At 72.1% G+C, this 20,709-nt stretch carries 21 protein-coding genes; 9 read left to right on the top strand and 12 right to left on the bottom strand.

Annotated features, from left to right (window positions below):
- Positions 1-77 precede the first annotated feature (77 nt).
- A complete protein-coding gene (locus HHX33_RS27485) occupies positions 78-1,910 on the bottom strand; it encodes an ABC transporter ATP-binding protein (RefSeq protein ID WP_182877126.1) in 1,833 nt (610 codons plus the stop codon).
- A 73-nt stretch (positions 1,911-1,983) separates the two neighbouring features.
- Positions 1,984-3,762, bottom strand: a complete 1,779-nt coding sequence (locus tag HHX33_RS27480; protein ID WP_182877168.1) for an ABC transporter ATP-binding protein — start codon at positions 3,760-3,762, stop codon at positions 1,984-1,986.
- A gap of 257 nt (positions 3,763-4,019) precedes the next feature.
- Between HHX33_RS27480 and HHX33_RS27475 the strand changes: the two genes are divergently transcribed.
- The 4 genes from HHX33_RS27475 (at position 4,020) to HHX33_RS27460 (ending at position 6,180) form a co-directional block, all read left to right on the top strand.
- Positions 4,020-4,655 (top strand): TIGR03085 family metal-binding protein, encoded by a 636-nt coding sequence (locus HHX33_RS27475; RefSeq protein WP_182877125.1) that lies wholly within the window; start codon positions 4,020-4,022, stop codon positions 4,653-4,655.
- Between the two features lie 91 nt (positions 4,656-4,746).
- Complete coding sequence (locus HHX33_RS27470) at positions 4,747-4,911, top strand: hypothetical protein (protein ID WP_167521588.1); 165 nt, start codon at positions 4,747-4,749, stop codon at positions 4,909-4,911.
- Positions 4,912-5,046: 135 nt separating this feature from the next.
- On the top strand, positions 5,047-5,214 hold the full coding sequence (locus HHX33_RS27465; protein WP_165900427.1) for a hypothetical protein: 168 nt from the start codon (positions 5,047-5,049) through the stop codon (positions 5,212-5,214).
- 708 nt (positions 5,215-5,922) lie between these two features.
- Positions 5,923-6,180 carry a hypothetical protein gene (locus tag HHX33_RS27460; RefSeq protein WP_182877124.1) on the top strand — a complete coding sequence of 86 codons (258 nt, stop codon included), beginning with the start codon at positions 5,923-5,925 and terminating at the stop codon, positions 6,178-6,180.
- A gap of 66 nt (positions 6,181-6,246) precedes the next feature.
- On the opposite strand, the gene hisF is transcribed toward HHX33_RS27460, so the two are convergent.
- The 9 genes from hisF to hisD all read right to left on the bottom strand — a co-directional run bounded on the left by hisF (position 6,247) and on the right by hisD (position 12,640).
- Positions 6,247-7,017: an imidazole glycerol phosphate synthase subunit HisF gene (gene hisF, locus HHX33_RS27455; protein ID WP_111697422.1), complete on the bottom strand. Its 771-nt coding sequence runs from the start codon at positions 7,015-7,017 to the stop codon at positions 6,247-6,249.
- A gap of 3 nt (positions 7,018-7,020) precedes the next feature.
- The gene (locus HHX33_RS27450; protein ID WP_259402909.1) at positions 7,021-7,515 is read right to left on the bottom strand and encodes a RidA family protein; all 495 of its coding nucleotides are present in this window, start codon (positions 7,513-7,515) and stop codon (positions 7,021-7,023) included.
- Entirely contained in the window at positions 7,512-8,237 is a 726-nt protein-coding gene (priA, locus tag HHX33_RS27445) for a bifunctional 1-(5-phosphoribosyl)-5-((5-phosphoribosylamino)methylideneamino)imidazole-4-carboxamide isomerase/phosphoribosylanthranilate isomerase PriA (protein ID WP_111697420.1), read from the bottom strand. Before priA ends, HHX33_RS27450 begins: the two co-directional genes overlap by 4 nt.
- Positions 8,238-8,241: 4 nt before the next feature.
- The gene (locus tag HHX33_RS27440) at positions 8,242-8,604 is read right to left on the bottom strand and encodes a hypothetical protein (protein WP_111697419.1); all 363 of its coding nucleotides are present in this window, start codon (positions 8,602-8,604) and stop codon (positions 8,242-8,244) included.
- Between the two features lie 272 nt (positions 8,605-8,876).
- Complete coding sequence (hisH, locus tag HHX33_RS27435) at positions 8,877-9,509, bottom strand: imidazole glycerol phosphate synthase subunit HisH (protein WP_182877123.1); 633 nt, start codon at positions 9,507-9,509, stop codon at positions 8,877-8,879.
- Complete coding sequence (locus tag HHX33_RS27430; RefSeq protein WP_165900426.1) at positions 9,506-9,658, bottom strand: hypothetical protein; 153 nt, start codon at positions 9,656-9,658, stop codon at positions 9,506-9,508. The genes hisH and HHX33_RS27430 overlap by 4 nt, the downstream gene beginning before the upstream one ends.
- Positions 9,658-10,263, bottom strand: a complete 606-nt coding sequence (gene hisB / locus HHX33_RS27425; protein WP_182877122.1) for an imidazoleglycerol-phosphate dehydratase HisB — start codon at positions 10,261-10,263, stop codon at positions 9,658-9,660. Before hisB ends, HHX33_RS27430 begins: the two co-directional genes overlap by 1 nt.
- Positions 10,260-11,336, bottom strand: coding sequence for a histidinol-phosphate transaminase (locus HHX33_RS27420; protein WP_182877121.1), 1,077 nt, complete (start codon positions 11,334-11,336; stop codon positions 10,260-10,262). Before HHX33_RS27420 ends, hisB begins: the two co-directional genes overlap by 4 nt.
- Positions 11,333-12,640 (bottom strand): histidinol dehydrogenase, encoded by a 1,308-nt coding sequence (gene hisD / locus HHX33_RS27415; RefSeq protein ID WP_111697415.1) that lies wholly within the window; start codon positions 12,638-12,640, stop codon positions 11,333-11,335. Before hisD ends, HHX33_RS27420 begins: the two co-directional genes overlap by 4 nt.
- 202 nt (positions 12,641-12,842) lie before the next feature.
- Here hisD and HHX33_RS27410 point away from each other — a divergent pair, with 202 nt between their 5' ends.
- The 5 genes from HHX33_RS27410 (at position 12,843) to HHX33_RS27390 (ending at position 19,382) form a co-directional block, all read left to right on the top strand.
- Positions 12,843-13,607 carry a DeoR/GlpR family DNA-binding transcription regulator gene (locus HHX33_RS27410; protein WP_182877120.1) on the top strand — a complete coding sequence of 255 codons (765 nt, stop codon included), beginning with the start codon at positions 12,843-12,845 and terminating at the stop codon, positions 13,605-13,607.
- Between the two features lie 104 nt (positions 13,608-13,711).
- Positions 13,712-14,398 carry a maltokinase N-terminal cap-like domain-containing protein gene (locus HHX33_RS27405; RefSeq protein ID WP_182877119.1) on the top strand — a complete coding sequence of 229 codons (687 nt, stop codon included), beginning with the start codon at positions 13,712-13,714 and terminating at the stop codon, positions 14,396-14,398.
- Positions 14,399-15,090: 692 nt separating this feature from the next.
- Positions 15,091-17,058 (top strand): DUF222 domain-containing protein, encoded by a 1,968-nt coding sequence (locus tag HHX33_RS27400; protein WP_182877118.1) that lies wholly within the window; start codon positions 15,091-15,093, stop codon positions 17,056-17,058.
- Positions 17,059-17,370: 312 nt separating this feature from the next.
- On the top strand, positions 17,371-17,868 hold the full coding sequence (gene ybaK, locus HHX33_RS27395) for a Cys-tRNA(Pro) deacylase (protein ID WP_111697411.1): 498 nt from the start codon (positions 17,371-17,373) through the stop codon (positions 17,866-17,868).
- Between the two features lie 74 nt (positions 17,869-17,942).
- Entirely contained in the window at positions 17,943-19,382 is a 1,440-nt protein-coding gene (locus HHX33_RS27390) for an amidase (protein WP_310741555.1), read from the top strand.
- Between the two features lie 79 nt (positions 19,383-19,461).
- On the opposite strand, the gene HHX33_RS27385 is transcribed toward HHX33_RS27390, so the two are convergent.
- Positions 19,462-20,430 (bottom strand): ArsR/SmtB family transcription factor, encoded by a 969-nt coding sequence (locus HHX33_RS27385; protein ID WP_182877117.1) that lies wholly within the window; start codon positions 20,428-20,430, stop codon positions 19,462-19,464.
- Between the last annotated feature and the right edge of the window lie 279 nt (positions 20,431-20,709).

Below are 20,709 nucleotides of genomic sequence, written 5' to 3'. Positions count from 1 at the left end.
TGTGCCGCAGCGCCCCGCCGCCCCCGCCGCCGCTCCCTGCCGTCCCGCCGCCGCTCCCCGCAAGCCCTCCCCCGGTGTCACCGGACGGTGGTGGCGGTGGTCCACGACGCGTAGAGGTCCGCGTACACGCCGGGCTGGGCGGCGAGCACGGCGTGGGGGCCGCGCTGGACGATCCGGCCGTGCTCGAACACCAGGATCTCGTCGGCCGCCTCGGCGGTGGACAGGCGATGGGCGATCGAGACCGCCGTACGGCCCCGGGTCACCCCGTCGAGCGCCCGGGCGAGCCGCACCTCGGTGGCGGGGTCCACGGCGGAGGTGGCCTCGTCGAGCAGCAGCAGGTCGGGATCGGCGAGGTAGGCCCGGGCCAGCGCGACCAGCTGCCGCTCACCGGCCGACAGCGACTCGCCGCGCTGCCCGACGGGGGTGTCCAGACCGGCCGGGAGGCCGTCGAGCCAGTCGGCCAGGCCGAGCTCGGTCAGCGCCCGCGTGATCTCCTCGTCGGTGGCGGAGGGACGCCCGAACCGGATGTTGCCGGCGAGGGTCGAGTCGAACAGGAAGCCGTCCTGCGGGACCATGACGATCCGCTCCCTCAGGGAGGCGAAGCCGACCTCGCGCAGGTCGACCCCGTCCACCGTGATCCTGCCGGAGGTCGGGTCCATGAGCCGGGTGAGGAGTTTGGCGAACGTCGTCTTGCCCGAGCCGGTCTCCCCCACCACCGCGACCCGCGTGCGCGGGGCGATCTCGGCCGACACCTCGTGCAGGACGGGCGGCCCCCCCGGGTACGCGAAGCCGACGCCCTCGAAGCGGACCGTGATCGGGCCGCGCGGCAGCGTCGCGCCGTTCTCCGGGTCGGCCACGTCGGCCGGGGTGTCGAGCACGCCGAGGATGCGGCGCCAGCCCGCGATCGCGTTCTGCGCCTCGTTCAGCACCTCGGTCGCGGTCTGCAGGGGGCTGACGAACAGCGTGATGAGGAACAGGAACGCGATGAGCCGGCCCGCCGTGATGGACCCGGCGACGCCCAGCTCGACCCCGGCGACGACCACCAGCGCGACGGCGGCCGAGGCGACCAGCTCGGTGGTCGGGAACGTGAAGCCGACGATCTTCTGGGCCCGGGTCTGCGCCGCGCGCATCCCGTCCACCGCCCGGTCGATCCGCTCGGCGGTGCGGTCCTCCGAGCCGTACGCGCGGATCACGCCGCTGCCGACGACCGACTCGCTGACGGCGGCGAGCACGTCGCCGGCCCGCTCGCGCACCCGGGTGTACGCCCTGGCCACCAGGCGCTGGAACCTCGGCAGCGCCAGCATCACCGGCAGGAAGCAGGCCCACACCAGCAGCGTGAGCTGCCAGGAGTAGACGGCCATGAGCACGGTCGCGACCAGCAGCTGGCCGACGGACACGATGACCATCAGCCCGCCCCACTGCATGAAGGCGCTGATCTGGTCGACGTCGCCGGTGACCCGGGAGACCAGGCCGCCGCGCCGCTCGCTGTTCTGCGTGAGCACCGACAGGTCGTGCACGTGCCGGAAGCCCTTGCCGCGCAGGGTGGCCAGGCCCGACTCCGTGGAGCGGTAGAGCCGCACGTTCATCAGGTAGCCGCACACCGCGGTCAGCGCCACCGCGACCGCGCACAGGGCGACGGCGTCGCGGATGAACGGCACGTCGGGCGCGCCCTGCCCGAGGCCCCGGTCGATCACCTGCTGCACGGCGACCGGCACGACGACCTTGCCCAGCGTGGCCAGCACGGCCAGCGCCAGGGTCCCGGCGATCCCGCGGCGGAACTCCGGCGACAGCCGCAGGCCCTGCCTGAGCGTCTCCACCGCCCCGCGCTCCGCCGACCGCAGCGCGGAGGCCTCCCCGGTCTCCGCGCCGGTCTTCCCGCCGGTCTTCCCCGTGTCCGTGACGGCGGTCACCGGGTCACACTCCTCGCTGAAAGCCTCACTGAAAACCTCACCGAAAGCCTCACTGCGCGCCGTGGAAGGTTCGTCACGCCACGACCTCCTCACCGCTGTCGAGCGCGGCCCGTTCGGCCTCCTCGCGCTCGTACGCGGTGACGAGGGCGCGGTAGCCCGCGCAGCGGGCCAGCAGTTCCTCGTGCGCGCCCTGGTCGGCGACCACGCCCTGCTCCAGGTAGACGACCTCGTCGGCGAGGGCGATCGTGGCCATCCGGTAGGCGACCACGATCACCGTGGCCTCGGCGGCGCCGTCGCGCAGGCCGTACAGGATGCGCTTCTCGACCTGCGGGTCGACGCTGGACGTGGCGTCGTCGAGGATCAGCAGCCGGGGCTCGCGCACCAGGGCGCGGGCCAGCGCGAGGCGCTGCCGCTGCCCGCCGGACAGCGTCGCGCCGCGCTCGCCGATCCGGGTGTCGAGGCCCGACGGCAGCCCGCTGACGAAGCCGTCGGCCTGCGCGAGGCGCAGCGCGGCCCAGACCCGCTCGTCCGGGACGGCCTCGCCGAGGGTGACGTTGCCGCGCACGGTGTCGTCGAACAGGAACGTCTGCTGCGGGACGAGCGCCACCGACCGGCTGACCTCCCCCCTGGCCGCGTCGCGCAGGTCGACCCCGTCGACCCGTACGACGCCCTCACCGGGGTCGACGAGCCGCGCGAGCAACTGGGTGAGGGTCGACTTGCCGGCGCCGGTCGGGCCGACGATCGCGGTCGTGCGGCCCGGTGTGACCGTGAAGGTCACGTCCTTCAGCACCGGGCTCCCGGGGACGTACGCGAAGCCGACGCCCTCCGCGGCCAGCCGGGCCGGGCCGGGGGCGTCCAGGCGGGCCGTGCCGTGCTCCATGGAGCCGGTGGCGTCGAGGACCTCCCTGATCCGCGTCCAGCCGACGACGCTGCGCGGCAGCTCGGCCAGCACCCAGCCGAGCGCCCGGATGGGGAACGACAGGAGCGTGAACAGGTAGGCCACCTGGATCAGGTCACCGGCCGCGACGCCGCCCGACTCCAGGCGCAGCGCGCCGACGAGCAGCACGGCCAGCACGCCGAGCGTGGGCAGCGCCTCCAGCAGCGGGTCGAACAGGCCCCGGACCCGGCCGACGGCGATGTTGGCGTCCCGCAGCGCGTCGGCCTTCGCCTGGAACCGGACGGTCTCGGCGTCCTCCCGGCCGAGGGTCTTGACGACGAGCGCGCCGTCGAAGCTCTCGTGCGCGACCTCGCTCACCTCGGCCCGCAGCGCCTGGGCCCGCATGGCCAGCGGCGACAGCCTGCGCTGGTAGACCAGGTTGAGCACGGCCACGGCGGGGAAGATCAGGAAGCCGACGACGGCGAGGACGGGGTCGACCAGCACGATCGCCACGGCGGCCGTGACGAGCATCACGACCACGCCCACCGCCATCGGCAGCGGCGCGAGCGGCGCCCAGGCCGCCTCGACGTCGGAGTTCGCGTTGGACAGCAGCTGCCCGGTCGGGTGGCGATGGTGCCACGCGAGCGGCAGCCGCAGGTACTGGCGGGTGACCGCGCGGCGGGAGTGGGCCTGCATGCGGTACTGGTGGATACCGGCCAGGATGCGGCGGCCCATGATGCCCGCGGCCTTGAGCACCGCGACGCCCACGATCAGCGCCGCCGCGGCGACGAGCCCTCCGGTGGCGGCCTCGTGCTCCCGGAACGCCGGCAGCACGGCGTTGTCGGTCGCCCAGCCGAGCGCCCAGGACGACGCGACGGTCATCCCTCCGTAGAGGGCGCTGGCGAGGACCGCGCCGATGAAGATCCGCGGCTCCGTCCTGATCGCCACGCCGAGGACCTTGAGACCCTGGAGCATGATCGAGCTGCCGGGCCGCGCGGGAGACTCCTTCGTCGGCACGCGGTGTGCTTCCTTCCGATCGGGGATCGTCCGGGCCGCTCCCTGCGAGCGCCCCGGACGGGGACGATACCCATGCGGGCGGACCGCCGGATCGGTCCCGGGCCCCAGGCCCGCCCAAGCCATTGGTCCTAGATACTCCCTATCATCCTGATCAAGCGGTTTATTCCGGGCGTTCCGCTTCGGGGCGGGCCGGGCGCCGGCCGTAGGCTGATCACGTGACTCACGCCCAGACGGAGCGCGCGGCGCTCTGCGACCTGCTCGACGACCTCGGCCCCGGCGCGCCCACGCTGTGCGAGGGCTGGGCCACCGAGGACCTGACGGCCCATCTCGTCCTCCGCGAGCGCCGCCTCGACGCGGCCCCCGGCATCGCGCTGCCGCTCCTGGCGGGCTACACCGCCGCCGTGCAGGAGCGCCTCACGCGGCGTCACTCCTACCCCGAGCTGGTCGGGCTCGTGCGGAACGGCCCGCCGCGCTGGACGCCGTACGGCCTGGTGTCCCGGCTGGACGAGATCGTCAACACCGTCGAGCTGTTCGTCCACCACGAGGACGTACGCCGGGCTCAGTCCGGATGGGAACCCCGGGACCTCCCCGAGGACCTCCAGGATGCGTTCTGGCGGCGGCTGCGAGGCGGCGCCCGCTTCTTCATGCGCGGGGCGCCCGTGGGCGTCGTGCTCCAGCGTACGGACGGGGCGAGGACCACGGGACGCATGGCCGAGCCCGCCGTCGTGGTCACCGGCGAGCCGGCCGAGCTGCTGCTGTTCGCCTTCGGCCGGCAGGAGCACGCCCGGGTGACCTACCAGGGGGACGACCAGGCGGTCGCCCGGCTGCGGCAGGCGAGATTCGGCCTGTGATCAGGGCATGGTGGGAACTGCCCGGAATTCCCACGTAAACATCTTGATATGGGGCAGCATGTGATCCAGACATGAGTGTTTGGGAGCCCCGATGAACCTCAAAAAGGTCCTGACCTATGTGGCCGTCGCGTTTGTGATCTTCTACTTGTTCACCCAGCCCGCGAACGCCGCCGCCGCGGTCAGGAACCTGTTCGGGGGGATCACGACGGGTGCGGAGCGGCTCTCGGCCTTCTTCACCTCGCTCGTGTCGGGCTGACCGCCGGGGCCCGGAGGCGGGCCCGCCTCCGTCTCACGATGAGAGCGGAACGGGCTCGTGTCCTCGCGGCTAGTTATGATCATTCCTGCCGCCGGGTACAAACGTCCGGGAAACCGACAGCAGGAGGCCCCCCCGATGAAGTTGAAGAAGGTTCTTACGTACGCGGCCATCGCGTTCGTAGTTTTCTACCTCTACAACCAGCCCCACGCGGCGGCGGGCGCCGTCCGCGGCGTGTTCGACACGGTCAACACCGGGGCCAGCCGGCTCGCCACCTTCTTCACCTCGGTCCTACCCCGGTCCTGACCCCGCTCTGACCTCGTCCTGACCCGGTCCTGAGCCGACCGTCGCGGCGTCCCGGCCGCGATATCCCTCAAGGGCCGTGAAGGAACCCGTTCCGGCACGGCCACACTCTCCCGACAGGGCCGACGCCAGGGCGACTACAGGGCTGGCACAGGGCCGACGCAGGGCCGGCAGGGCAACCGCCCTCGCTCCGCCGGCCTCTTCTCACCCGTCTCCGCGCCCTGCTCGTTCGACCCGTCTCTCCGGCCCATCCCTTCGGTGCGCCACCCTCCGCGTCGGACACGCCACCTTCCGCGATCATTGATGCGGCCCTTCTCGCGGCTCCTCCGGCGTTCGTCGAGTGGGGTCCGGCCACCGGTCCCCTACCTTTACCCCTACGGGCCGCTCTCACACCGGTCTCCGCAGAAGCCGCCGTACGGCGGCCGCGGGCACGGCGCGAGCGACCGGAACGGCCAGGACCGTTACGACCCGGCCGCGTCCGCGCCTCGCCTCGGCAAACGACGATCTTTCCGCACCAAGGTGGGAAAAGGGCATCAAATCCCTTATGCCCGATTCGTCCGCATATTGCCATGTTTGCAGCTGAATGCCTGGACGGCCACAGCGCGCCCGGTGACCATTGGAGATGCCGATCCGGATCGCCGTACCCGCGCCAGTTCAGCAAGAGGAGTTCAGCAGAAGGAGCTCAGCAGGACAGGAGGCAGTATGCCCGCCATGCGATTCCCGAGCCCGCTCGGTCTCGCGGTCCTCGCCGCCATCGGTCTGTCGGCCGTGCAACCGGCGCCCAGAGCGTTCGCCGACACGGTCGTCCCTGTCGGCCATACCGGTTCCGCCTACCACCACCAGGTGTCCGGGCAGGGCTGTGACGGCCCCTACCAGGCGCAGTGGCAGTACCAGTCGCAGGCGTCGTCCTCGCTCGGCACCGGTCCCGCGGCCTTCCCCACGGCCATCGTGGAGATCGACGACGACTGACCGGTACATGATCATCGGAGACGTGCGGGGCAGGCCGGGCGGTGAGGGCCCGGCCTGCCGGCACGTTCAGCGGACCGGGTGACCGGCCGCCCGCAACGTATCCTTGACCTCGTGGATCTTGAGCTGGCCGAAGTGGAAGACCGAGGCGGCCAGCACGGCGTCCGCTCCGGCGTCCACCGCGGGCGGGAAGTCCTCCAGCCGCCCGGCGCCGCCGGAGGCGATCAGGGGGATGCCCACCGCGGCCCGTACGGCCCGCAGCAGCTCCAGGTCGTACCCCGTCTTGGTGCCGTCGCCGTCCATCGAGTTGAGCAGGATCTCCCCGACCCCCAGCTCCTCGCCGCGCCTGGCCCACTCGATCGCGTCCATACCGGTCCCCCGGCGCCCGCCGTGGGTGGTCACCTCGAACCCCGAGGGCGTGGGCGGGCCGTCGACCACCCGGCGCGCGTCCACCGACAGCACGATGCACTGGGACCCGAACCGGCGGGAGGTCTCCGTCAGCAGTTCCGGCCGGGCGATCGCGGCGGTGTTGACGCCGACCTTGTCGGCGCCCGCGCGCAGCAGCCGGTCGACGTCGTCGGCCGACCGCACGCCGCCGCCGACGGTCAGCGGGATGAAGACCTGCTCGGCCGTACGGCGCACCACGTCGAGCATGGTCTCCCGCTCACCGGAGGACGCCGTGATGTCGAGGAAGGTCAGCTCGTCGGCGCCCTCGGCGTCGTACCGCGCGGCCAGTTCGACCGGGTCGCCGGCGTCCCTGAGGTTCTCGAAGTTGACCCCCTTCACCACCCGTCCGGCGTCGACGTCCAGGCAGGGGATGATGCGCACCGCTACCGTCATCGCTCAGCCCCCGCCGCCGCTTGCCGCCCGGTACGCCTCGACCTCGACCTCGACCAGCATGCGCCGGTCGACGAGGCCGGCGATCTGCACGCTCGTGCAGGCGGGCCGCACGTCGCCGAAGATCTCCCCGTGCGCCTTGCCCACGGCGTCGAAGTCGTCGGCGTTCACGACGAACATGCGGGTGCGCACCACGTCGGCCCGCGTCGTGCCGGCCTTCTCGACGGCGTCCAGCGCGATCGAGAAGGCGGTGAGCGTCTGCCGGTAGGCGTCGCCCACGTGCTGCACCTCCCCGCCGACGGTGGCGGTGCAGCCGGACACGAGAACGTGCGGCCCGGCGACGACCGCGCGGGCGTAGCCGTACCGGTCCTCCCAGGGACCGCCGGAGGAGATCCGGCCCTCGGGCATCTGCGTCGAAGGCGTCTGTGCCGGTGCCTGCGCCTGTGCCGATGTCTGTGCGGGCGTCTGTGCGGGCGTCTGCGCGGGAGTCGGGGTGCTCATCCGGCCGTCACCGCCGCGAGCGCCTCCTGCAGCGTGAACGCCTGGGCGTACAGCGCCTTGCCCACGATCGCACCCTCGACGCCCTCCGGCACGAGCGTCGCGATGGCCCGCAGGTCGTCGAGCGACGACACGCCGCCGCTGGCGACGACCGGGCGGTCGGTCCGCGCGCAGACCTGGCGCAGCAGGTCGAGGTTGGGACCGCGCAGCGTGCCGTCCTTGGTCACGTCGGTGACGACGTAGCGGGGGCAGCCCTCGGACTCCAGCCGGTCGAGGACCTCCCACAGGTCGCCGCCCTCCTTCGTCCAGCCGCGGGCGGCCAGCGTGGTGCCGCGCACGTCGAGCCCCACCGCGATGCGGTCGCCGTACTCGGCGATCGCCTTGGCGCACCACGCCGGGTCCTCCAGCGCGGCGGTGCCGATGTTGACCCGGCGGCAGCCGGTGGCCAGCGCGGCCTCCAGCGTGGCGTCGTCGCGGATCCCGCCGGACAGCTCGACCTGCACGTCGAGCCTGCCCACGACGGAGGCCAGCAGCTCGCGGTTGCTTCCCCGCCCGAACGCCGCGTCGAGGTCGACCAGGTGGATCCACTCCGCGCCGGCCTCCTGCCAGGCGAGGGCGGCGGCGAGCGGGTCCCCGTACGAGGTCTCCGTCCCCGCCTCACCCTGCACGAGGCGTACGGCCTGGCCGTCGGCGACGTCGACGGCTGGGAGCAATACGAGCGACATTTGGTCATGACCTCCGGTCGAAAACGATGGTGACGAGCACCGGGAGCAGCAGGATCGAGCCGAGGAAGACGCCCAGCCGGGCCATCCACGACTCGAACAGGATCCAGGCGAGCGCCTGGACGAGGAACCACAGCGTGACCGCGACCCCGTTCTCCGTGCGGCGGCGGCGGGCGAGATACCCCCGCTGCCGGGCGACCCGCACCGGTCGGGCGGGCCGCGGGAGCACCGCGGTCCGGATGGGCCCGACGAGCCTGTCACGCAGCTCGCGCCGCCTGGCGGCCCTCGCCTCGCGTTCGGCGCGGGCCGCCGCGAGGCGCTCGCGCTCGGCCTCGCGCTCCGCCCTCCGGCGGGCCCGCTCCTTGCTCATCGAGCCTCCCGCTCAGGTCTTCCGGTCACGCCCTGGTCCTGGTTCACGCTCTGGTCTTGGTTCACGCTCTGGTCAGGCTTGGTCACAGCCGCGGTCAGGGCTCTGGTCACGGTTATAGCCGGGCCCGGCCGCGCCCATGTCCGTTTCCAGGTCGGAGCCCATGTTTCTGCCCGCGTCCCTGGGCGTGTTCCTCGCCGTGTTCTTCTCCGTGTCGCGCGCCGCCGCTCCCCAGTGTCGCACCGCCGTACCGGGATTCCGCGGGCCGCGCACGCTCACAGCGTGTTGAGCCAGTTGGACAGCAGCCGGGCGCCCGCGTCCCCGGACTTCTCCGGGTGGAACTGGGTCGCCATCAGCGGCCCGTTCTCGACGGCGGCCACGAACGGCACGCCGTGCTCGGCCCAGGTGACCAGCGGTTCGCGGAAGCCGTCGCCCGTCTGGAGCAGCCACTTCCGCACCCCGTAGGAGTGCACGAAGTAGAAGCGGGTCGCCTCGTCCAGCCCCTGGAACAGCGCGCTGCCCTCCGGGGCGGTCACGGTGTTCCAGCCCATGTGGGGCAGCACGGGCGCGTCGAGCCGCTCGACCGTGCCCGGCCACTCGCCGCAGCCCTCCGTGTGGACGCCGTGCTCGACGCCCTTGCCGAACAGGATCTGCATGCCGACACAGATGCCGAGCACCGGCCGGCCACCGGACAGGCGGCGCCCCACGATCTGGTCGCCGCGCACGCTCTTCAGCCCCTCCATGCAGGCGGCGAACGCCCCGACGCCGGGGACGACGAGCCCGTCCGCCTCCAGGGCCGCGTCGAAGTCGGCGGTGACCGTAACGTCTGCGCCCACCCGGGCGAGCGCCCGCTCCGCGGACCGGAGGTTGCCCGACCCGTAGTCGAGCACCACCACACGCCTGCTCATTGCCACCACATCACTCCCGCGGTCAGTGCCAGGGCCGCGCCGACGCCGGCGATCGCCGCCAGCAGCTTGATCCCCTGCCGGATGCCGGAGACGACCCCGCCGATCAGGAAGAGCGCGATGAAGATCATGCCACCGGACGCGAAGGTCATCAGAGCACGCCCTTGGTGCTGGGCACCCCGGTCGCCCTCGGGTCCCGCTCCGACGCCTCCCGCAGCGCCCGCGCGAGCGCCTTGAACTGCGCCTCCACGATGTGGTGCGCGTTGCGCCCGTACGGCACGTGCACGTGGAGGCAGACCGCCGCCTGCGCGACGAACGACTCCAGGATGTGCCGGGTCATGGTCGTGTCGTAGTCGGGCCCGATCATCGGGGCCATGCTCTCGGGCTCGGTGTGGACGAGGTACGGCCGGCCGGACAGGTCGACGGTGACCTGAGCGAGCGCCTCGTCCAGCGGGCAGGAGGCGCTGCCGAACCGCCGGATGCCCGACTTGTCGCCCAGGGCCTCGCGGAAGGCCGCGCCGAGCGCGATCGAGGTGTCCTCGATCGTGTGGTGCGCGTCGATGTGCAGGTCGCCCTCGGTCTTCACGGTGAGGTCGAACAGGCCGTGCTTGCCCAGCTGGGCGAGCATGTGGTCGTAGAACCCGACGCCGGTCGCCACGTCGACGATCCCGGTGCCGTCGAGGTCCACCTCGACCAGCACCGACGTCTCCTTCGTCGTACGCTCGACCCGGCCGCGGCGCGTGTCGATCTCGGTCATGCGAGGACCCCTTCCAGCGCGGCGCGGAACGCCGCCATCTCTTCCGGCGTGCCGACCGACACGCGTAGCCAGCCCGCGGGCCCGGTCTCCCGGATCAGCACCCCGCGCTCCAGCAGTCCCTCCCAGACGGACCGCCGATCGGAAAACCTGCCGAACAACACGAAGTTGGCGTCCGAGTCGGCGACCGTCAGGCCGCGTCCCCGCAGCCAGTCCACCACAGCGTCCCGCTCGGCGCGCAGCGCGTCCACCGTGCTCAGCAGCTCCTCGCGGTGCGCGAGCGCCACCCGGGCCGCCGCCTGGGTCAGCGTCGACAGGTGGTACGGCAGGCGGACCAGCAGCAGGGCGTCGACCACCGCCGGGTCGGCGGCGAGGTAGCCGAGCCGGGTGCCGGCCATCGCGAACGCCTTGGACATGGTCCGCGTCACGATCAGCCGGGGGTTGCCGGGCAGCAGCGTCAGCGCCGACGGCGTGCCGGTGCGGGCGAACTCGGCGTACGCCTCGTCCACGACGACCATGCCGGGCGCGGCGGCGAGCACCCGCTCGATCACCTCCAGCGGCAGGGACGTGCCGGTGGGGTTGTTCGGCGAGGTCAGGAACACCACGTCCGGGCGGTGCTCCTTGATCGCGGCCACGGCGGCGGCGGGGTCGAGCGCGAAGTCCTCCTCGCGCAGGCCCTCGATCCAGCGGGTGTTCGTGCCGCCCGCGATGATCGGGTGCATCGAGTAGGACGGCTCGAACCCGATGGCCGCGCGGCCGGGGCCGCCGAACGCCTGGAGGATCTGCTGGATGATCTCGTTGGACCCGTTGGCCGCCCACATCTGGCGTGCGGTCAGCCCGTGGCCGAGGTAGTCGGCGAGGTCCTTGCGCAGCTCGATGGCATCCCTGTCGGGGTAGCGGTTGAGCGTGGCCGCGCCCTGCCGTACGGCCCGGGCGAGGTCGTCGATCAGCGCGGCGGACGGCGGGTAGGGGTTCTCGTTGGTGTTGAGCTGGACCGGCACGTCGAGCTGCGGCGCGCCGTACGGGTGCTTGCCGCGCAGGTCGTCGCGGATCGGCAGGTCGTCGAGGGTCGTCATGCGGGCACTTCCCAGTCGAAGCGGGCGCGGACGGCGGCGCCGTGGGCGGGCAGGTCCTCGGCGTCGGCGAGCGCGCACACGTACGGCGCGGCCCCGGCCAGCGCCTCGCGGCTGTAGTCGACGACGTGGATGCCGCGCAGGAACGTCTGCACCGACAGCCCCGAGGAGTGGCAGGCGCAGCCGCCGGTCGGCAGCACGTGGTTGGACCCGGCCATATAGTCGCCGAGCGACACCGGCGCGTACGGCCCGATGAAGATCGCGCCGGCGTTGCGCACGCGGGCGGCGACCGCGGCGGCGTCGGCGGTCTGGATCTCCAGGTGCTCGGCGGCGTAGGCGTCCACGACCTTCAGGCCGTCCTCGACGTCCGAGACGAGCACGATGCCCGACTGGCGGCCGGCCAGCGCCTCGGTGATGCGCTCGGAGTGGCGGGTCGCGGCGACCTGGCCGGGCAGCTCCTTCTCCACCGCGTCGGCCAGCTCGGGGCTGGTGGTGACCAGCACGGCCGCCGCGATCACGTCGTGCTCGGCCTGACTGATCAGGTCGGCGGCGACGTGCGCGGGGTCTGCGGTCTCGTCGGCGAGGATCGCGATCTCGGTCGGGCCGGCCTCGGAGTCGATGCCGATGCGGCCCTTGAGCAGGCGCTTGGCCGCCGCCACCCAGATGTTGCCCGGGCCGGTCACCATCGTGGCCGGGCGGCACTCCTCGGTGCCGTAGGCGAACATCGCCACGGCCTGGGCGCCGCCCACCGCGTACACCTCGTCGACTCCGAGCAGCGCGCAGGCGGCGAGGATCGTGGGGTGCGGCAGCCCGCCGAACTCCTTCTGCGCGGGCGAGGCCACCGCCAGCGAGGCGACCCCGGCCTCCTGGGCCGGGACGACGTTCATGACCACGCTGGACGGATAGACGGCCCGGCCGCCGGGGACGTACAACCCCACGCGGTCGACCGGCACCCAGCGCTCGGTGACCGTGCCACCCGGCACGACCTGCGTGGTCGTGTCGGTGCGCCGCTGGTCGCGGTGGACCAGGCGGGCGCGGCGGATCGACTCCTCCAGCGCGGCGCGCACGGCCGGGTCCAGCTCCGCGAGCGCGCGGGTGATCGCCTCGGCGGGCACCCGGGCGGACTCGATGTCGACGCCATCGAAACGCGCGGTCAGCTCCCGTACGGCCGCCGCGCCGCGATGGCGGACCTCCTCGCAGATGGGCCGCACCTTCTCCAGGGCGGCCTCGACGTCGAGTTCGGCTCGCGGCAGCACGTCGCGCAGGTCGCCGGGCAGGGACCCGCGCAGGTCGATACGGGAAATCACCGTCCCAGTCTACGGACGACCAGGGGCGCATCCGCGTGTGTCCAGCATTCGGGACGGGCGTTTCACCACCGTGCGCACCCCTCCCGAGCTGGGGCGTCGTGCCGCTCACCCGCGTTCGGGCCCGGCAGTTGACAGGTTTTCGGGCGCCGATCCACACTCTCGGGCGACATCGGTCATGTTCGGTCGGTCGAAAGAGGGTCTCGTGCTTCCCGCCCAGCGCCACCAGCGGATCATCGAAACCCTCGGGCGGAAGGGGACCGTACGCACCGAGGACCTGGCCGCGCTGCTCGGCGTGTCCCACGAGACCGTACGGCGCGACCTGGCGGTCCTGGAACGCCGCGCGCTACTGGTGCGCGTGCACGGCGGGGCGACCTCGGCGGCGTCGGGCACCGGCGAGGAGCTGTCCTACCTGGAGCGCTCGACAAGCCAGTCCGAGGCGAAGGCCGTGATCGGCGGGCTCGCGGCGGGGCTGCTGCGGCCGAGACAGACGGTGATCATCGACGTGGGGACCACCGCGGTCCACGTCGCGCGGGCCGTCCCCCCGTCCTTCCGCGGCGTGGTCGCCACCTGCTCGCTGCTGGTGGCGGCCGAGCTCGCCGGCCGTCCCGGCGTCGAGGTGCTCGTGGCCGGCGGGCGCGTCCGGCAGGGCGACCTGGCCGTCTCCAACGCCCGGACACTGGAGTTCTTCGAGGACCTGCGCGCCGACGTCGCCTTCCTCGGCTCGGGCGGGGTGGACGCGCAGGCCGGGCTCACCGACTACTTCCTGGACGAGGTCGCGACCAAGCGCGTGATCCTCGCCCGCACCGCGCGGACGTACGTGCTCGCCGACACGGAGAAGCACGGCAGGGTCGCCGCCTACCGGGTGTGCGGCTTGAACGGCCCGTCCGGTCTCGTCACCGACGCGGAGCCCCCGCCCGCCCTCGCGTCCGCCCTGGCCAGGGCGGGTACGGAGGTGATCCACCCCTGAGCTCTCGCGTCACCGGCGCCTGTGAGATCCTGATCGCCACCGGCTCGCGGCACCAGCGGCGGGGGACGGCATGGTGGCGAGATCGCGACGGAGGGCTTCGAGCTATGGCTGTCATCCACAAGACCACGCTGACACCCGGCAAGCTGGAGCTCCTCACCGCGTGGCTTCCTGCCCAGTCCTGGTACGAAGGCGGGGAGCGCCGTCCGGAACTCGCCAGGGCCGGCGGCTTCCGGCTGGACGATCCGCAGGGTGAGGTCGGCATCGAGTTCATGGTCGTCACCGACGAGTCCGGTGACGAGCCGGTCTCCTATCTCGTGCCGCTCAGCTACCGGGGGGCGCCGCTCGACGGAGCGGACCACGCCCTCATCGGTACGACGGAGCACGGGGTGCTGGGGTCTCGGTGGGTCTACGACGGCGCCCATGACCCGGTCCTCGTCGCACAACTGCTGGCGCTCCTCCTGGGCGAGGCCGAGCCGCAGGCCCAGAGCGTGAGCGACACCCCCGACCCCTCCGTCGTCAGCGGCTTCACGGGACCGGCGATCACCGGCCCGATCACGTCGACGGCCGCGACCGACGGTCCGCGATGCACCGACATCGTCGTACGGGCTGGCTCGGGGGAAGACCCGCAGCGGGACCAGGACAGACGGCTGGTGATCCGGGTGAACCGCGTGCTGCGGCCCGGCGAAGAGAACGCGACGGGGACTCAGGGACACGTGACGGCGGGCTGGCGCCTCCCGGACGGCACCGAGACCCGGGCAGTGTTCGCCGTAGTCCCGGACGCGGCGCCCTGACAGCGCTCTGACGCGGCGCCCTGGCAGGCGCCCTGACAGCACTTAGCACTTAGCTGCGGCGGCTTGGCGCAGCGCCCGGACAGCGCTCAGAGGCGGCGGCCCGGCGCGGCGCGGCGCTGTGACAGCACTCTGCCGCGGCGGCCTGGCACGGCGCTCTGACAACAGTCTGCCGCGGCCTGAGTCCCGACCAAACTGAGCCTGCCGCGGCCCGAGTCCGACCAGACTGAGCCTGCCGCACCCCTCCCTGCGCCTGGGCCTGCGCCGCCCGGGCGGACGGCACCGAGGCCTGACACGTTTGCGCCGCCGTTCAGAACATGGCGCCCTGCCACGGCCCGCGCCCCGACCACACCGCCTCTGCCGCGCCCTTGCCGCACCCCTCCCTGCGCCTGCGCCTGCCGCGCCCGGATGGACGGCACCGAGGCCTGCCCACTCCTATTCGCCGCCTACGCCGCCGCGGCCCTGCCCATCCCACCCGCGCGGCTGCCATCGTGCGTTTCACCCTCTCTGGTGTGCCGCCGCAGGCGCGGTCACGGCACGGGACAGAAATGGACGAATTTGGTAAATACCACTGGAAATTAATTTCATCGACGGCGACCTGTAACTCCAACAAGTCAATGGTCGAGGCTGTTCTCGACAGCAGGAGGCATGGGAGAATTCATACAGGGTTTCGAATAAGAAGATAAGGAGGTGCCATGGGCCTGTTCGGCTATGATCCTGGCGACCTTCATCGTTCGAATAAATGCGATGACACAAAACACGACGCGACCAGCGGCGGGGCGGCCGGTCGTGGCGCTGACCACGGATACACCAGCAACGCGCCCGGGGACAACGGACCCGGCGACCGTGAATTCGGCGGCGCTAAATCTGATGGCATTGGATCTGATGACACCAGGGCTTCGGCGGATGCCGACGCCGGTGGTCGTGCCAGCGGCCGGCGGCGGTCGTCCTGGATGCTGGTGGCATCGTTGCGAGAGACGGCGCAGGCGTTGGCGTTGACGCCGGCGCCGGATGCGGCGGAGATTTGCATGGCCGAAGTCGAGGACCTGCTGTTCGCCCGCGACCGGATCACAAGTGCGCTGGCCGAGCGTGTCGGCCGCGTACATCGGACGGGAGAGGCCAAGCAGCATGGGCACGCCTCGACGCGCACCTGGTTGCGCACCGTCGGCGGAATGAGCACGCCCGGAGCGAGTCGTTTGCTGACTCTCAGCGAGGAGCTGCCCCGGCTGCCTGATGTGGCGCGGAGGTTCGCCGCAGGCGAGATGACGGCCGGGGTGGCGGAGGCCATCTGCGCCGCGACGGCCGGGCTGTCGGACGAGGATGCCGCGCTGGCCGAGCCGATTCTGGTGGAGCTGGCCAAAAAGGCGACCGCCGCAGAGGTATCCAAGGCGGGACGGTACCTGCGGGCGGTGCTGGATCCCGACGGGGAAGAACAGGATGAGCAAGCCGACTACCAGCGGCGTTTCATGACGGTACGTCCGACCAAGAACGGCGGAGTGGAAGGACAGTTCTATCTTCCTCGCGAGGCGGCCGCGCGCCTGATGGCGTTGCTGCAGACATACGGCAAGCCCAGAGCCGAGGGCGATGACCGGCCGCGACGGGTACGCAACGCGGACGCGTTCATCGCGCTCCTCGGGCAGAAGGTCGCCGCCGAGCTGCTCGTGATGGTCAGAGCCGAATCCCTTCCCACCGATGGCCCCGATCCCGCCGAGGGCTCTGTTTCTGCCGAGGGCCCTGTTCCCGCCGAAGAGCCGGCCCCCCACGACGGCCCCGATCCCGGCGAGGAGCCGGTCCCCGAGAAGAAGGCCGAACCTGACTGCTCCCGGTACAGCGGCCCGGACAGCACCGCTACCGCCGACGACGATCTTGCTGACCGGGTTTCGGGTGACAGCCCCCAATCCGACCACGCCCATGAGGCCTGCCGCCCCTGCCCTCGTGGGCCCTCTGGTGGCCCCTCTGGTGGGCGCGCAGATGAGCACGGAGATGAGCACGGAGATGAGCACGGCAACACGCGGCACGCAGACGAAGCAGCCGCGGGGACGCCGCCAGGAGCCGTGTCAGGGCCGGGGCCGGAGCCGGAGCAGTCGAAAGAAGCTCCCGGAGCGTCCCACAGCGTTGAAGAGACACCAGGCGAGCCGGGAGAAACACCAGGCGGACCTGGAGAGATACCAGACGAACCGGAGGGACCACCGAACGAACCGGAGGGAGGGCCCGGCACACCGACGGCTCCGGCGTGGGCGCTGCTCGGAACCGCGCCCGGGTTGTTGCTGGCGACCGGGCAGATGCTCCCCGTTTCCAGCGTGCACCGTCTGGCTCGTACCAGCACCCTGGTCCGGATCGTCATGGACGCCGACGGGCAGGTGCTTGACATGGGACGGAAGGTCCGCCTTGCCACGACCGCACAGCGCCGGGCGGTCTTCGCCCGATACTCCACCTGCTGGGTCGACGGCTGCCCGCTACCCGCCACGATGTGCGAGATCGACCACGCCGACAACTGGAGCAGCGGAGGGCTGACCGACCTGAAGCTGCTGGGACCGGCCTGCCAGTTCCACAACCGTGACCGCTACCACCGTCCCGGCCGCTACCTGCGGCGGAAGGTCGGCGAAGACCGCTGGGGCTTCACCTACCTTGGCCGCTTCGCCTCCTTCCGGCAACGCGAGTGAGCCCGCCGGTACGGCCGACCCTGGCCAACCCATGCCCTGCCCCCGACCGGCGCCAGGGCATACCGGCGCGGGCAACTTCGGCACGGACAGCCGGGCGCAGACAGCCGGGCGCAGACAGCCGGGCACCGGCAGACAGGGCACGGGCAAGCACTGCGCGCGGGGTCGGCACAGACGGGATCGGCATAGGCGGGGCGGCAGGCAGGCGGGGCGGGCGACAGCGGGGACGAGGGACAGCGGGGACGAGGGACAGCGGGGACCAGAAGACTGCGGGGACGAGGAGACGGCGGGAGCGACGCCGTTAGGCTTGCGGTCGTGAGCAAGACCAAGAGCAAGGGCGGCCAGAGCACTCCGGCGACGGTCGCTCTCACGCAGGCGAAGGCGGAGTTCACCCTCCACCCCTATGACCACGACCCGAACGCGCAGGCGTACGGCGAGGAGGCGGCCGACGCGCTCGGAGTGCCGTACGAGCGGATCTTCAAGACGCTGGTGGCGGAGACCGAGGCGGGTCTGGCGGTCGCGGTCGTGCCGGTGGCGGGCAAGCTCGACCTCAAGGCGTTCGCGGCGGCGCTCAAGGGCAAGCGGGCGGCCATGGCCGACGCGGCCAAGGTCGAGCGGATCACCGGTTACGTCGTCGGGGGCATCAGCCCGCTCGGCCAGCGCAAGCGGCTGCCGACCGTGGTGGACGAGTCGGCGCTCGGCTTCGAGACCGTCTACTTCTCCGCGGGGCGGCGTGGCCTGCAGATCGAGACCGCGCCGGAGAACCTCGTCCGGCTCGCGCAGGCGGTGACCGCCCCCATCGCCAGGGTGTGAACCTGTCGACTGTTGCCATCGCCGGTACGGCTCGCGCCCCTCGACACTGGCGATAGCCGAGGAACGGGGGAAACGTGAGCGAACACGGCGGACATGTCGGCCACCACGACGGCGGGCCGGCGGACCTGACGGCGACGGAGATGGCCGCGCTGCTTAGAGCGCGGGAGGTCAGCGCCGTCGAGCTGACGCAGGCGTGCCTGCGGCGGATCGAGGAGACGAATCCGCAGGTCAACGCCATCGTGACGTTGACCGCTGAGCGGGCGCTCGACCAGGCCGCACGGGCCGACGAGGACCTCGCACGCGGCCTGGTTCGCGGCCCGCTGCACGGCATCCCGGTCGCGCACAAGGACCTCGCCGACACCGCGGGCGTGCGGACCACGTACGGCTCGCGGGCGTTCGCCGATCACGTTCCCGTCGAGGACGATCCGCTGGTGCGGCGCATCCGCGAGGCGGGTGGGATCGCGCTCGGCAAGACGAACACCCCCGAGTTCGGCACCGGGTCGCACACGGTCAACGAGGTCTTCGGCGCGACCCGCAACCCCTACGACCTGTCGAAGAGCGCGGGCGGCAGCAGCGGCGGGGCCGCGGCGGCGCTGGCCTGCCGGATGGTGCCGCTCGCCGACGGTTCGGACATGGGCGGCTCGCTGCGCAATCCCGCGTCGTTCTGCAATGTGGCGGGGCTGCGGCCGACTCCCGGCCGGGTGCCGTCGAAGTCACCGACGGCGGCCTGGTTCACGCTGAGCGTCGCGGGACCCATGGCCCGCACAGCAGGCGACCTGGCACTGTTCATGTCTGGCATCGCCGGGTTCGACCCGGTCTCGCCGCTTTCGATTCGTGAGGACGGGTCGGCCTTCACGGAACCTCTGGACATGGACCTCACGTCCGTCCGAGTGGCCTTCAGTCCCGATCTGGGGGGCCTGCCGGTCGACCCGCGTACCGCGGCGGCGACGGCGCGGGCGGTGGAGGCGCTGACCGATCTGGGCGTGAAGGTCGAACAGGTGAACCTGGACCTGTCCGACGCGGAGGAGGCGTTCCGCGTCTACCGGTCGTGGCACTACGCGCTCGCCTTCGGCGACTTCCCCGACGTCGGCCCAAACGTGGCGTGGAACGTGGAGCAGGGACGGAAGGTCACCGGAGCCGACCTCGGGCGGGCCGAACGCCTGCGCACCCGGCTCTGGCACCGCATGCGGCGCTTCTTCGGACGGTACGACTTCCTGGTGGCGCCCGTGAGCCAGGTGCCGCCGTTCCCGATCGGGCAGCCGTACGTCACGGAGGTGGCCGGGGTGGAGATGCCCGACTATCTGGCCTGGATGCGCTCCTGCTACTGGATCAGCGTGCTGCACGCGCCGGCCATGTCGGTGCCCTGTGGTTTCACGTCCGACGGACTCCCGGTCGGCCTGCAGATCGTCGGCCGGCCGTGGGCCGACATGGACGTCCTGCGCCTCGGGCACGCGTTCGAGCAGGCGACCGGCTTCTGGCGGACCGCTCCCCGGCTGCCCGAGCCGACAGGGTGACCGGCGAACAGGTGACACTGTGAACAAGGTGACACTGTGAACAGATGACGCAGCGCGTGGGAGATCCGGCCGGTGCGGCTCAGCCGGCGGCCGCGTCGCCCCGCAGGAGGGCCGCTCCCAACGGGGTCAGCGCGTGCAGGACGGCTCCGCCGGACCGGGTCGTGGCGACCAGCCCGGCGTTGCGCAGGACCGTGGCGTGCTGGCTGGCGGAGGCGAGCGACACCCCCACCCGCTCCGCCAGGGCGGTCGTCGTCGCCGGATCGGCCAGCGCGGCCAGAACCGCCGCCCGGGTACGGCCGAGCAGCGGGCCGAGGGCACCGGCGAAGCCGGCCCTGTAGTCCTGGCACAGCGGGTAGACCAGCACGGTGGGCTGGTCGGGACGCCAGGTCAGCAGGACCTTCGGCGTGAAGTACGAGGGGACCAGCAGCAGCCCGCGGCCGCACAGCGGGACGTGATAGTCGAGCGGCGAGGGAATCTCCAGCACGGGAGGCCGCCAGTGCCACCCGCGGCTGATCGTGGCGAGCAACGCGTCGATGCCGCCGCGGAGCAGGGTCTCGGCGCGCAGGGACCGGTCGGCGGTGACACCGGCCTGGACCAGCGGCCACATGGGAGCCAGCGACGAGCCGAAGTAGTTGTGCAGGTCGGCGGCGAGCGTCCGCCGCGCGGCGGCGTCCCCGGACGCCAGCTCCCGCAGCCAGCGGCTCGGCCGCGGAGACGCGGGCAGCTCGCTGAGGTCGGCGGCGAGCAGGTTCGCCGGCACCTGGCCGACGAGTTCGACGCCGGTGGCGAAATCACGCGCCTCCGGCTGGAGCAGGAAATCCGGGAGGAAGCCGTCGGGCGGGACCACCTCCAGGAGCACCCCCGCCCGCGCCGCCAGGCTGCCGTTCACCACGTGGCGCAGCCGCCGCAAGCCGGGGCTCGACCGTGTCCCGGCGCCCGGCCCGGTACGCAACCGGCGCACGCTGAGGGCCGTTTCCAGCACCGCGTCAGGAGCGGCGGCCACAGTGATCTGGCGCAGGTCGGCGTCGGTGAACTCCAGTTTCAGCATGACACTGATCACGATACTGCCGTTGAATCCGCCGGTTGCGAGCCTCTGCCGCCCGGCCCCTTTCAGGCAGGCCTGAAACCGGTTGTCGTGCCGGTCCGGCACACGACAGGCTTGTGCCGGAGGGCGGTCGCGACCCCCTGACTCCGGTCCGGCACGGGTAACGGAGGCACCCGTGCCGGACCGGCTCCTCACCGCACGAACTCCTCACCGCACGAACTCCTCACCGCACGAACTCCTCACCGCACGAAAGACCGAAGCGAGAGAGCAGGGTGAGAGAGC

The sequence above is a fragment of the Microbispora sp. H10670 genome (genome assembly GCF_014161385.1).
GTDB lineage: Bacteria > Actinomycetota > Actinomycetes > Streptosporangiales > Streptosporangiaceae > Microbispora > Microbispora triticiradicis.
This window is presented reverse-complemented; position numbering and strand designations above follow the sequence as displayed.